The following is a 12,137-nucleotide window of genomic DNA, read 5'->3' as shown; positions in this document are numbered from 1 at the left end:
GCGGAGTCCGCGGCCGCCTCCCGAGGCTCAGTACCGCACGGCGCTCTGCAGGAGCGGCGGGTAGACCTCGGACGGCTCGCCGTCGACCGTGGTCCCGGCGAACTGGAGCATCGCCCGCAGCGCACCGTGCAGCGGAGCGGGGTAGTCCAGGACCGGTGCCGACAGCTCGTCGAGCAGGCTGCGCCGCTCCGCGGTCAGCGTGACGTCGAGTCCCGCCAGGTTCTGCTCGAGGTGCCCGAGCCGCCGCGCCCCGAGGATCGGCACGATGGTGCCGGGCCGGCTCCGCAGCCAGGCGAGGGCGACGGCGGCGGAGGTCGTGCCGAGCTCGTCGGCGACGGCCGCGACCGCCTCGATCACCTCGTACTCCCGCTCGCTCGGCCGCCCCACGAAGGCGGTGCGCGCGGAGTCGTCCACGGCGGCGCCGCGGCGGTACTTGCCGGACAGGAAGCCGTTCCGCAGCGGGCTCCACGGCACCAGCGCCAGGCCCTGGTCCTGCGCCAACGGGGCGATCTCGCCCTCGACGGTGCGGGCGAGCAGCGAGTACTCGACCTGCAGGGCGATCAGCGGCGTCCACCCCGCGAGGAGCGCCCGGGTCTGCGCCTGCGCGGTGACCCAGGCCGGCACGTTGGAGAAGCCGAGGTAGCGGACCTTCCCCGCGCGCACCAGGTCGTCGAGCGTCCGCATCGTCTCCTCGATCGGCGTGTGCCGGTCCCAGTTGTGCAGCCAGTACAGGTCGAGGTGGTCGGTGCGCAGGCGGCGCAGCGACTCGTCGAGCTGGGCGATGATCGACGACCGGCCCGCTCCCCCGCCGTTCGGGTCGCCGGGGAAGAGGTTGGTGAAGAACTTCGACGCGACGACGACGCGGTCCCGGCGCCCGGGCGCCGCGGCCAGCCAGTCGCCGAGGATCTTCTCGGAGTGTCCGTTCGTGTAGAAGTTCGCGGTGTCGACGAAGTTCCCGCCGTGGTCGAGGTAGACGTCGAGGATCTTCTCCGACTCCTCGACGCTGCACCCGGCACCGCCGGGGTCCTCGCCGAAGGTCATGGCGCCGAGCGCGAAGGGGCTGACCCGCAGCCCGGAGCGGCCGAGGGTCACGTAGTGGTCGAGCGGCACGGGAGCCTCCCGGGTCGTCGGAACGGTCCCGTCCAGGGAAGCCGCGGCGGGGTCCCGCGCGGTAGACCGATCCCGCTCGCCTCGTGCACGATCCGCTCGACCTCGGCGGGATCGGATTGCCGGGCTCGGTGCCCAGGTGCTTGCGTGTCGGCATGCGGGCACCCGGACTCCTCGCCGAGCTGTGCGAGCTGATCGACGCGCACGCGGGGCCGGACGTGACGACCGCGGTCGACGGGCTCCTCCTCGGCCGGGCCGACGGCGGCCCGGAGCCGGACCACAGCCTCACCGAGCCGTTGCTGGTGCTCATGGCCCGGGGCGGGAAGCGCCTGCTGCTCGGCGACCGGGTGCACGAGTACCGGGCGGGCGAGCTCCTGCTCGTCACCGCCACCCTCCCGGTGACCGGGCACTTCGTCGACGCGACGCCCGAGGCGCCCGCGCTCGCCATGGCGCTGGTGCTGCGCCCGTCCCTGATCGCGTCGCTGTCGCTGGAGGCGCCCGCCCCGCCGCGGTCGCGCCGGGACACCCCGCAGCCGGCGATCACCACCGGGCCGGTCACGGTCGAGGTGCTCGACGCCGCGGTCCGCATGCTCCGCCTGCTCGACCACCCGTCCGACGCGCCCGTGCTCGCCCCGCTGATCGAGCGCGAGATCCTGTGGCGGCTGCTGACCGGCCCGCAGGGCGGGATGCTGCGCCAGATCGGCCAGGCCCGCAGCACCCTCTGGCACGTCGGCCGGGCGATCGCCTGGCTGCGCGAGAACTACGCCGAACCCGTGCGCATCGAGGACCTTGCCGCCCGCTCCGGGATGAGCCCGTCGACCTTCCACCGGCACTTCCGCGCGATCACCGCCCTGAGCCCGATCCAGTTCCAGAAGCGCATCCGGCTGCAGGAGGCCCGCGCGCTGCTGGTCGGCCGGCCCGACGACGTCGCCGGCGTCGGGCACCTCGTCGGCTACGACAGCCCGTCGCAGTTCAGCCGGGAGTACCGGCGCCTGTTCGGCATGCCCCCGGGGCAAGACGCCGCGCGGCTGCGCACCGCGCCGCCGGACGGGGTTCGCCTGCCCTGACCCGTCCGAGCGTCACCTGGTCCAGGCGAGGTGGGCCCCGCGCCGGGCACCCCAGGCTGACGACCGTGACCAGGACCGGAGGGGTGGGCGGCGTCGCCCTGGCGACCGCGAGGGCGGCGGTGCTCCCGCTGGCGCTGGCACAGTTCGTCGCGAGCTACGCCGCGTCGAACATGAACGTCGCGATCACCTCGATCGCCGACGACCTCGGCACCTCGGTCACCGGGATCCAGACCACGATCACGCTGTTCACGCTGACGATGGCGGCGTTGATGATCCCGGGCAGCAAGCTCACCGACATCTGGGGCCGCAAGTTCTGCTTCCTGCTGGGCCTGGTCGTGTACGGGGCCGGTGCCCTGCTCGCCGCGTCGGCGCAGGGGCTGCCCCTGCTCATGATCGGCTACTCGCTCCTCGAGGGCGTCGGGTCGGCCTTGTTGATCCCGCCGATCTACATCTCATCACGGTGCTGTTCGACGACACGACCACCCGCGCCCGCTACTTCGGCGTGGTCAGCGGCGCGGCCGGGATCAGTGCCGCGGCCGGCCCGCTGATCGGCGGCCTCATCACCAGCTACGTCAGCTGGCGCGCGTCCTTCCTGCTGCAGGTCGTGATCGTGGCGGCGATCGCCTGGCTCGGGCGCGGCATCGTCGACCCGCCGCTGCCCGCGCGGCGCCCGGCCTTCGACTGGCTCGGGGCGGTGCTCTCGGCGCTGGGCCTGTTCCTCGTGGTGTTCGGCGTCCTGCAGAGCGGGGCCTACGGATGGGGCACGGCGACGCAGGACTACGCGATCGGCGGCACCGTGATCGTGCCCGCCGGCGGCGTGTCGCCGATGTGGATCTACGTCGGGCTCGGGGTCGTCGTCCTGGCCCTGTTCGCCGCCGTCGCATGGACGCGGGAGAAGAACGGCCGCACCCCGCTGGTGTCGGTCCGGCTGTTCGCCAACCTGACCTCGAACCTCGGCCTGCTGACCCAGAACCTGCAGTGGCTGGTCCTGCAGGGCGCCTTCTTCGTGATCTCCGTGTTCCTGCAGCAGGTCCGCGGCTTCTCGGCGATCCAGACGGGGCTGCTCCTGATGCCCGCGACGATCGGCCTGCTGCTGTCCTCGGCGGCCGCGCCCCGCATGGCCCGCCGGCACAGCCAGCGGCGACTGATCCGCTTCGGCTTCTTCGTCACCACGGTCGGCCTGGCCCTGCTGCTCGCCCTCGGCGGCACCCGGCCCAGCATCTGGAGCTTCGTCCCCGGCCTGTTCCTCATGGGCCTCGGCGTGGGGATCATGCTCACGGCCTCGGTCAACCTCGTGCAGTCGGCCTGGCCCGAGGAGGTCCAGGGCGACATCTCCGGCGTCTCCCGCAGCGTCTCGAACCTGGGCTCGTCGCTGGGTGTGGCGGTTGCCGGCTCGCTCGTCGCGGGCGCGATCCCCGGCGGGGGGCAGTACTTCTCGGCACTGGTCATCGTCGGCAGCTTCGCGGTCCTCGGGTGGATCGCGGCGCTGCTCATCCCGCGGAGGACCACGCGGTCGTGAGAGTCCCGAGGGGTTCTGGGAGACCACCGGGCGGTATGCGCTCCGCGAGCGCGGTCACGCCGCCGAGTCGCGACGCGTCGACGCATGATCGCTGTACCGGTGCGCCGGCGGCGGCCGCGACCACTATCGGCACAGCGGCTCGGCGATCATGGTCGCCCGGCGGCGCCAGGGTCGCGCCACCGCCACCGTGTTCGCCACCGGAGAAGCCGGCCTGCGCCACGTCGAGGTCATCGCCCGGCTGCTCGACAGCGGCCCCGCCCGCCGCCTGCCACCCGAGACCTGGGCCGGAGCAGAGGTCCAGCTTGCCGCCCAGGCCGCCGTCTGCACCCCTTCCGAGCTGCACACCTGGGGCACCCGCACCGTCCCGGACGGGCTGCGCCGGGCGGTCGCCCTCCGTGACGGCGGCTGCGCCTTCCCCGGCTGCGACCGCCCACCCTCCTGGTGCGACGTCCACCACGTGCGCGAATGGCAACACGGCGGACCCACCGCACTGGGCAACCACATGCTCTGCACGATCCACCACCGGCTGATCCACCACTCACACTGGCGGGTCCGCATGGCCGAAGGACTCCCCGAGTTCGTGCCACCGTCGTGGATCGACCGCAGCCGGACACCTCGCCGCAAACCTCCACCCCTGCTGCAACCGGTGGGGTGAGGCGGCTCCGCCGACGACTGCCAGGCCGGCGGCGCGCTCACCCCGCGGACCCAGATGTGGCCGGGATCGGACCGCGAAGCGGCGACCCCTGGGGCTCAGCGCGGCAGGTCCGCCCCGACCTGCTCCGCGACCATGTAGGCGGCGTACCAGTCCGGCCAGTCCGGGTCGGGCCGGCCCGTGCGCCGCTCGTGCTCGGCGTGCGCGGCCTCGGCCCGCCGCAGCGCGCCCGCCAGGTCCGCCGTCGAGGTGAAGGTCGTCTCGGCGATGTCGACGCGGCCCGGCAGGCGGGTCGTGACCTCCTGCAGCAGCCAGCGGTTGCCGTCGGGGTCGTGGAAGGTGGCGTAGGCGCGGTAGCTGTCGTGCCCGGCGCCGGGCTCGATCACCCGGCCGCCGGCGCCGCCGACCCCGTACTGGGCGCCCGGCTCCTCCGGTCGGAAGATCTCGGAGACCTCGACGCCGCGGGAGCGCAGCTCGTCCCGGGCCGCGGCGATGTCGGAGACGACCAGGTAGAGGTTCTGCGCCGAGCCGGGCGTCGCCGTGGTCATCGCGGTGCCGAACTGGATCGAGCACGCCGAGCCGGGCGGGGTGAACTGGACGCCGCGGAAGTCGTTGTCGAAGGTCATGTCGGCGTCGAGCCGCCAGCCGAGCCCACGGTAGAAGTCCTTCGCGAGGTCGACGTCCGAGACCGGGATGACGACCACCTCGAGCTTCAGTTCGACGGTCGCGAGATCCGCGGGCGGGCTCGCGTCCGTGCTGCGGGCGTCCGTCGTGCTCATGGCGGCCTCCTCGGGCACGGCGAGTGGTTCGCCGGGGGGTGGGATCGGGGGGTCGTCGCCTGCGGCCCCGGCGGGCCCCACCGTCGGGGCCGCAGGCCCGCGCGGCTAGGGCCGTCCGGCTCTGCGCGGACGGGCCCGTCGCTCCTGGAACGCCGCCGGGTCCCGTGACGACCTGTTCCGGACGGAGCTGCACGCGCCGTCGTCCGTCAGGGGTGAGGCCCCGGCGCGGCGACCGCGTGCAGGATCGGGGTGCGGCGACGGGAGGAACCCATGCGGACCCTGCTCAACATCATCTGGCTCCTGCTGTGCGGGATCTGGCTCGCGCTCGGCTACGTGCTCGCCGGCATCGTCTGCTGCGTGCTGATCGTGACGATCCCGTTCGGCCTCGCGTCCTTCCGGATCGCCGACTTCGCCTTGTGGCCCTTCGGCCGCGAGCTGGTGCGGCGGCACGACGCGGGGGCGCCCTCGGCCATCGGCAACGTCATCTGGATCATCTTCGCCGGGTGGTGGCTGGCGATCGCGCACCTCGTCACCGCGGTCGCGCTGGCCATCACGATCATCGGGATCCCGCTGGCCCTGGCGAACCTGAAGCTGATCCCGGTGTCGCTGGTCCCGCTGGGCCGGGTCATCGTCGACAGCCGGTCGGCGCAGGCCGTGGCGCCCTGACGGGCCCTGATCACCCCGCCGGCGACGACCTCAGGGCCGCCGGGGCGTGGCCGCGTCGGTGAGCGACGGCCCCAGGTCCCCGCCGATGTGCGCCACCCGCGGTGCGAGCGAGCGCTGCAGCGCGTCGGCCTTGGCGGGGTCGTCCGTCTGGGCCGCGGCGATGGCCTGGGTGACCCTGGACGCGCCGATGATCTTCGCGCCCTGGTTGACCCCCTCGGCCACGGCGCTCGCGCCGAGGATGATGCCCATCCATGTGATCAGCTGTCCGCGGAGGTCGCTGCCCCCGAGGAAGCCCGACGGCGCCGTCGCGAGGCCGATGACGAGGATGACGATCGGCAGCGACGCGGCCACCCGCAGCGTGTCGAAGACGATGACGCCGAAGACGAACGAGGCGAGGGCGAGCCCGCCGATGGCGAGCGTGAACCTGAGCTCGGGCGCGTACGGCACCACCGCGAAGAAGGCCGAGAACAGCAGCCAGTCCAGCAGCAGGACGTAGGCGACGACGCACACCGCGGCGAGCCGGCCGATCCTCCCGGCGCCGACCGCCAGCAGGGAGAGCGAGAGGCCGAACACCGCGATCCCGACGAAGAGCCACCCGAAGTGCGCCGGCGCCGGCGCGACCGGCGGCTGCGGCAGGCTGTACACGGTCACCCAGTAGGTCAGGGCGACGAAGACGGCGACGGCCGTCCGGCCCGTCAGGAACGTGGTGGCGGCCGCCGGGCGCTTCCCGTCCCCCGACCCGTCACCGGTGGCGGGGATCGGCGGGCCGGCCACGTCCGGCGCCGGGACGGGCTGGTCGACCTGCTGCGCTGCTCCCGTCATCGCTCCCCCTGAGCATGGGACGGCAGGACGCTGACACGCTCGCAGGGTGCAGCCGAGGTGTTACCAGGCGCACGCGGGCTCGGTACGGTCGGGCGATGGCTGACCTGGGCGCGACCGCGAGGGCCGGGACGGGCGCACGGGAGGTCGCCGCGCGGACGGGCGAGGCCGCCGCCGCGTGGCTGGACGCCCTCGACCCCGCGCAGCGGGCGACGGCGAGCGGGCCCACGCCCACCGCGCAGGAGGAGACGGACGCCGAGCGGCGGCGCTGGTTCTACACCCCCACCGACCACGGCGGCCTGACGATGCACCAGCAGCGACCCGCCCAGCAGCGGGCCGCGATGCGGCTGGTCGCGTCCGGCCTGTCGACCCCGGCCTACGTCACCGTCTCGACGACCATGGGCCTGGAGAACGTGCTCGACCACGCCGAGGGGTTCGTCGCCCGGTTCGACCGGGAGCGCGGCCGCGACCCGGGGATGTTCTACCTGCGGGTGTTCGGCGACCCGACCGGGTCGGGCCCGTGGGGGTGGCGCTTCGGCGGGCACCACGTCTCGCTGAACAACCTGGTGGTCGACGGCGCGCTCGTCGCCTGCACGCCGTGCTTCCTCGGCGCCGACCCGGCGCGGTCCGCCCTGCTCGGCGGGGCCGAGCTGCGCCCGCTCGCCCGCGTGGAGGACCTGGCCCGGGAGCTCGTCCGGTCGCTGCGCCCGGAGCTCGCCGCGCGGGCGACGCTGCTGCCGCGGGCGCCGTCGGACATCGTCGCGGGCAACCGCACCCGGGTCTCCGAGGGGGACCGGGTGATCCCGCTCGCCGGCATCTGGCGCGGCCGGTTCGCCGACGACGACGAGCAGCAGCGCCTGCAGGCCGCGAGCGACGCCATCGACGAGGCGAGCGGGCTCGACGGTGCCGACCACGAGGCCGTCGCCATCACCGCGGCCCCGAAGGGCCTGCCCGCCGCCGAGCTCGACGCCGGCCAGCGCGAGCTGCTCCGGGCCCTGCTCGGCACCTATCTGGACCGGGTTCCCGCGGAGGTCTCACCGCTCGCGCGCTACGACGACGACCACGCGCTCGACCAGGTGCACGTCGCCTGGGCGGGGCCGACCGCCGCCGGCGAGCCGCACTACTACCGGCTCCAGGGCCCGCGGCTGCTGGTCGAGTGGGACAACACCCAGCGCGGGGCCAACCACGCCCACTCGGTCTGGCGCGACCCGACCACGGATTTCGGCATCGACGTCCTCGGCGCGCACCTGGCCCGCGACCACGAGGGACGGGTCACCGGGCCGACGTGACGATCACCGTCGACGGGCGGGCGGCGTCCTCGAAGGTCCCCGTGTCGGGCGATCGGGGGCGGGCGCGCCGACGCACCGCGCGGCGGCCGCGCGGACCACCTGCACGACAGCGGAGGCGGACATGACCAGCTCTGACGACATCTCTGACGGCATCATCTCTGACGGCATCGCGTCCCGGCTCGCGTCCGGGGCCCCCGGCGCCGTGCTCGACGAGACCCGGCGGCGGGCCGAGGAGCTCGCGCACCTGGGTGCCTTCCTCGCGCTGAGCGACCGGCCCGACCAGGCACGGGACGACCGGGAGCGCGCCGCGGGCCCGCTCGCCGGCGTCCCGGTCGCGGTGAAGGACAACATCGACACCGCCGATCTCCCCACCACCGGCGCCACCGCGGCCCTCGCGGGCTCGCGTCCGGCGCGGGACCACGTCGCCGTCGCCCGGTTGCGCGCCGCGGGCGCGGTCGTGGTGGGCAAGACCAACCTGCACGAGCTCGCCTTCGGGATCACCTGCAACAACGCGCACACCGGCCCGGTCCGCAACCCGCACGATCCCGACCGGATCGCCGGCGGGTCGTCCGGCGGGTCCGCGGTGGCCGTCGCGACCGGCGTCGTGCCCGTCGCGCTGGGCAGCGACACCGGCGGCTCGATGCGTGTCCCCGCCGCCCACTGCGGGGTCGTCGGCTTCCGGCCCACCGTCGGCCGCTGGGGCTCCGGGCGGGTCGTCCCGCTCTCCTCGACCCGCGACACCGTCGGGGTGTTCGCCCGCACCGTCGCCGACGCGGCGCTCGTCGACCGCGTGGTCGTCGACGCCGCCACCGGGACCGCCACCGTGGCCGCCGCCGGGACCGCCACCGACGCCGTTCCCGACCGCCCGGAACCGGACCGGCTCCGGCTGGGGATCCCGCGGACCGGGTTCTGGGAGGACCTGGACCCGGACGTCGACCGCTGCGCCGCGGAGGTCCTCGACCGGCTCGCCGACGCCGGCGCCGAGCTCGTCGAGGTCGACCTCGCCGCGCACGAGCTCGACGCACGCTGCGGCTTCCCGATCGTGCTGTACGAGGTGGTCCGGGAGCTCCCCGGCTACCTCGCGGGCCTGCCCGGCCCGCACCGGGAGCTGCGCCTCGACGAGGTCGTCGAGCAGGTCGCCTCACCGGACGTCCGGGCCCTCCTGGAGGCCGCGACGGCCGAACCGGTGCCCGACGACGCCTACCGCGTCGCCCTCGCCGTGCGTGACGACCTGCGGAAGGCGTACACGACGGCGCTGGGCGGTCCGGACGGGCGGCGGCTCGACGCCCTCGTCTACCCGACGGTGCCGCTGCCGCCCGCCCCGCTCGGCCACGACGCGACCACCCCGCACAACGGTCGCGACGTGCCGGTCTTCCTCACGAACGTCCGCAACACCGCGCCCGGCTCGGCGGCGGGGATGCCGGCGGTCTCGCTCCCGGCCGGCCGCTCCACCACCGGGCTGCCGATCGGGATCTCGCTGGAGGGTCTGCCCGGGGAGGACCGCGCACTGCTCGCCGCCGCGCAGCGGGTCGAGGCGACGCTGCGCCAGGTCGGCCGGACCTGACGCGCCCCGGGACGCAGGGCGGGTCAGCCCCGGCGCACGCCCCCGGACCGCTGTCGCAGCGCGCCCACCGCCCGGTCGCGCAGCTCGTCGGCGGCCTTGATGCCCGTCTGCACGAACGGGACGAGGTCCCGGATCAGGTCCATGACGGCGGCCGCGACGTCCTCCCGTCGCGGCGACCGCGCGGCCCACGCCCTCGGCATCAGCGCCATGCTGTCCACCCCCTCGGTTCGGAGGTGCAGTCAACCCCGGGAACCACCCCGGGCGCCATCCCTGGGCGCGATCTCGCCCGGTGTTCACCGGGACGTCGGGTCGGCGCCATCCGACCCCGGGGTCCGGATCCCTCCCGGCCGGCGGCGGGGACTGCCACACTGGTCCGCTCCACGAGGCCCGCGCGGACGGGCGGGTGAGGTGAGGGCATGGCGGAGGAGCGTCCCCGACCGGAGCGCCCGGCCGCCGGTGTGGAGGCGGCCCGGTGACCGCCGCGCAGGCGCACGGCGCCCTGCAGCGGCTCGCGGTCGCCCTGCTCGGCGCCGTCACGCCCGAGGCGATCGGGCGGGTCGCGGTCACCGTGTCGGTCGAGCTGCTCGACGCGGACGCCGGGGTGCTCTACGAGCGCGCCGATCCCCGCACGCTGAACTCGCTGTTCAGCACCGGGTGGCCCGCCGAGCTCGAGGCGCGGTACCGGCGCCTCGAGCTGCACCGGGGCCGTCCGCTGTCCGACGCCGTGCTCGGCGGCACCCCCGTGTGGCTCGAGGACGCGCGGGACTGGCGGGCCCGGTACCCCGAGATGGCGCCGATCGGCACGTCCGGCGACCGCGAGGCCTCGGCCTGCCTGCCGTTGCGGGTGGAGGACCGCGACCTCGGCGCGATCGTGTTCAGCTTCGACACCCCGCACACCTTCCCGCCCGAGGAGCGGGCCTACCTCGAGGCCGTCGCCGCGCTGTGCGCGCAGGCGCTGGACCGCGCCCGGCTGCTCGTGGTCGAGCGGCACGCCCGCGCCCTGGCCGAGCGGCAGCGCGACCGCATGGAGTTCCTCGCGCGCACGGCCCGGCTCATGGAGGCCCCGCTGTCGGTGGAGGAGCGGCTGCAGCGGCTCGCCGACCTGGTGGTGCCCGAGCTGGCCGACTGGTGCGCGGTGCACCGGGTGCGCGAGGACGAGGTGGAGCAGGTCGCCGTCGCGCACGAGGACCCGGCCCGGGTCGACTTCGTGCTGCGGCTGCAGGAGCGCTACCCGCCGGACCCCGCGGCCCGCGGCGGGGCGGTCGAGGTCAGCCGCAGCGGCACGCCGGCGTTCTTCCCGGACATCCCGGACGAGCTCCTCGTCGCCGGGGCCGTCGACGAGGAGCACCTGGAGCTGATCCGCTCGATCGGGATGCGCTCGGCGGTCGTGGTGCCGCTGGTGGTGCGCGGGCACAGCCTCGGGGCGCTCACCCTGGTGCACGCCGAGTCCGGCCGGCGCTTCGACGAGCTCGACCTCGCGTTCGCCCAGCGCCTGGCCGGCACCGCGGCCGTCGCACTGGACAACGCCTGGCTCTACGAGCAGCAGCGGCGGATCGCGCACACCCTTCAGGCCGCGCTGCTGCCGACGGTCCTGCCCTGCGCACCGGGGCTGCGGCTGGCCGCCCGCTACCGGCCGCGGACCGACGAGCGCAGTGACGTCCAGGTCGGCGGCGACGTGTACGACGTCGTGGCCGCACCGCAGCCCGGCCGGTGGGCGGTGCTGGTGGCCGACGTGTGCGGCAAGGGCCCGGACGCCGCCGCCCTCACGGCGCTGATCCGGCACACCGTGCGGGCCGAGGTCGCGCACGGGTTCGGCCCGGTCGAGGCGCTGCACCGGCTCAACGACGCGATGCTGCGCGAGGCGCGGGACGCGCGGTTCGCGACCGCCGCGCACGCGCACCTCGACGTCGAGGAGGACGGCGGGGTCGCGGTGCGGCTGGCCGGGGCGGGACATCCACCCGCGCTGGTGCGCCGGGCCGGAGCCGCCGGAGGGAGCGCCGGGATGGTCGAGGCCGATGTCGAGGCGGAGGTCGAGGCGAAGGTCGAGGTCGTGCCCACCTCGGGCACGGTGCTCGGCGTGTTCCCCGATCTCGCGCTGCGCGAGACACCGCTCCGGCTGGACCCCGGGGACATACTGGTCCTGTACACCGACGGGGTGACGGAGGCCAGGGGCGTGGACGGCTTCTACGGCGTGGAGCGCGTGCGGGCGCTGGTCGGCGCCCCGGGCCCGTGGACCGCGGACTCCCTCGCCGACGCGCTGCTCGCGGACGTCGTGGCCTTCCAGCAGGGCACGCTGCGGGACGACGTGGCCCTGCTCGTCGTGGAGGTCGCGCCGTGACCGCGCTCCCGGGCACCGTGGAGGTGGTGCTCGACGGCGAGCTGGACATCTCCACCTTCGGCCGGGCGCTGCGCCGGGTCGAGGCGGCCGAGGACGGCGCGCCCGGGCTGCTCGTCCTCGACCTCTCGCAGCTGGAGTTCGTCGACTCCTCCGGGGTACGGCTGGTCCTCCTCGCCGAGGAACGGGCCCGCGCCGAGGGGCGCCGGGTCGCGGTGCGGCTGGGCTCGGGGCCCGCACTGCGCGTGTTCCAGGCCCTCGGCCTGGTGGAGAAGCTGGAGGTGCTGCCGCCGCCCCCGGTCGGCGAGCCCACCCCCAGACGCACCTGACGACCACCCCG

13 protein-coding genes are annotated in these 12,137 nt (G+C 75.1%); 9 read left to right on the top strand and 4 right to left on the bottom strand.

Annotated elements, in window-relative coordinates; translation table 11 throughout:
- Window positions 1-27 precede the first annotated feature (27 nt).
- Complete coding sequence (locus ABD990_RS16285) at window positions 28-1,110, bottom strand: aldo/keto reductase (protein ID WP_345381363.1); 1,083 nt, start codon at window positions 1,108-1,110, stop codon at window positions 28-30.
- A gap of 152 nt (window positions 1,111-1,262) precedes the next feature.
- Here ABD990_RS16285 and ABD990_RS16280 point away from each other — a divergent pair, with 152 nt between their 5' ends.
- From ABD990_RS16280 to ABD990_RS34430, 4 genes are all read left to right on the top strand, one after another.
- Window positions 1,263-2,174: an AraC family transcriptional regulator gene (locus tag ABD990_RS16280; protein WP_345381362.1), complete on the top strand. Its 912-nt coding sequence runs from the start codon at window positions 1,263-1,265 to the stop codon at window positions 2,172-2,174.
- A 65-nt stretch (window positions 2,175-2,239) separates the two neighbouring features.
- Window positions 2,240-2,722, top strand: coding sequence for an MFS transporter (locus ABD990_RS16275; RefSeq protein ID WP_345381361.1), 483 nt, complete (start codon window positions 2,240-2,242; stop codon window positions 2,720-2,722).
- Window positions 2,635-3,693, top strand: coding sequence for an MFS transporter (locus ABD990_RS16270; RefSeq protein ID WP_345381360.1), 1,059 nt, complete (start codon window positions 2,635-2,637; stop codon window positions 3,691-3,693). Before ABD990_RS16275 ends, ABD990_RS16270 begins: the two co-directional genes overlap by 88 nt.
- A gap of 148 nt (window positions 3,694-3,841) precedes the next feature.
- On the top strand, window positions 3,842-4,348 hold the full coding sequence (locus ABD990_RS34430; RefSeq protein ID WP_425569613.1) for an HNH endonuclease signature motif containing protein: 507 nt from the start codon (window positions 3,842-3,844) through the stop codon (window positions 4,346-4,348).
- A gap of 95 nt (window positions 4,349-4,443) precedes the next feature.
- Here the strand turns inward: ABD990_RS34430 and ABD990_RS16260 are convergent, their stop codons facing one another.
- Window positions 4,444-5,124, bottom strand: coding sequence for a VOC family protein (locus tag ABD990_RS16260; protein WP_345381359.1), 681 nt, complete (start codon window positions 5,122-5,124; stop codon window positions 4,444-4,446).
- 270 nt (window positions 5,125-5,394) lie between these two features.
- On the opposite strand from ABD990_RS16260, the gene ABD990_RS16255 reads away from it, so the two are divergent.
- On the top strand, window positions 5,395-5,790 hold the full coding sequence (locus ABD990_RS16255; protein ID WP_345381358.1) for a YccF domain-containing protein: 396 nt from the start codon (window positions 5,395-5,397) through the stop codon (window positions 5,788-5,790).
- Window positions 5,791-5,820: 30 nt separating this feature from the next.
- Here the strand turns inward: ABD990_RS16255 and ABD990_RS16250 are convergent, their stop codons facing one another.
- Entirely contained in the window at window positions 5,821-6,612 is a 792-nt protein-coding gene (locus ABD990_RS16250) for a hypothetical protein (protein ID WP_345381357.1), read from the bottom strand.
- Between the two features lie 95 nt (window positions 6,613-6,707).
- Between ABD990_RS16250 and ABD990_RS16245 the strand changes: the two genes are divergently transcribed.
- Together ABD990_RS16245 and ABD990_RS16240 are read left to right on the top strand one after the other, a co-directional pair.
- Complete coding sequence (locus ABD990_RS16245; protein ID WP_345381356.1) at window positions 6,708-7,898, top strand: DUF3500 domain-containing protein; 1,191 nt, start codon at window positions 6,708-6,710, stop codon at window positions 7,896-7,898.
- Window positions 7,899-8,019: 121 nt separating this feature from the next.
- Window positions 8,020-9,462: an amidase family protein gene (locus ABD990_RS16240; RefSeq protein WP_345381355.1), complete on the top strand. Its 1,443-nt coding sequence runs from the start codon at window positions 8,020-8,022 to the stop codon at window positions 9,460-9,462.
- A 23-nt stretch (window positions 9,463-9,485) separates the two neighbouring features.
- Here ABD990_RS16240 and ABD990_RS16235 read toward each other — a convergent pair whose 3' ends face one another.
- On the bottom strand, window positions 9,486-9,671 hold the full coding sequence (locus tag ABD990_RS16235) for a hypothetical protein (protein WP_345381354.1): 186 nt from the start codon (window positions 9,669-9,671) through the stop codon (window positions 9,486-9,488).
- A gap of 263 nt (window positions 9,672-9,934) precedes the next feature.
- Between ABD990_RS16235 and ABD990_RS16230 the strand changes: the two genes are divergently transcribed.
- The gene (locus ABD990_RS16230; RefSeq protein WP_345381353.1) at window positions 9,935-11,800 is read left to right on the top strand and encodes a GAF domain-containing SpoIIE family protein phosphatase; all 1,866 of its coding nucleotides are present in this window, start codon (window positions 9,935-9,937) and stop codon (window positions 11,798-11,800) included.
- On the top strand, window positions 11,797-12,126 hold the full coding sequence (locus ABD990_RS16225; RefSeq protein WP_345381352.1) for an STAS domain-containing protein: 330 nt from the start codon (window positions 11,797-11,799) through the stop codon (window positions 12,124-12,126). The genes ABD990_RS16230 and ABD990_RS16225 overlap by 4 nt, the downstream gene beginning before the upstream one ends.
- Window positions 12,127-12,137: the final 11 nt, after the last annotated feature.

The sequence above is a fragment of the Pseudonocardia yuanmonensis genome, from assembly GCF_039542425.1.
Taxonomy (GTDB): Bacteria; Actinomycetota; Actinomycetes; order Mycobacteriales; family Pseudonocardiaceae; genus Pseudonocardia; species Pseudonocardia yuanmonensis.
This window is presented reverse-complemented; position numbering and strand designations above follow the sequence as displayed.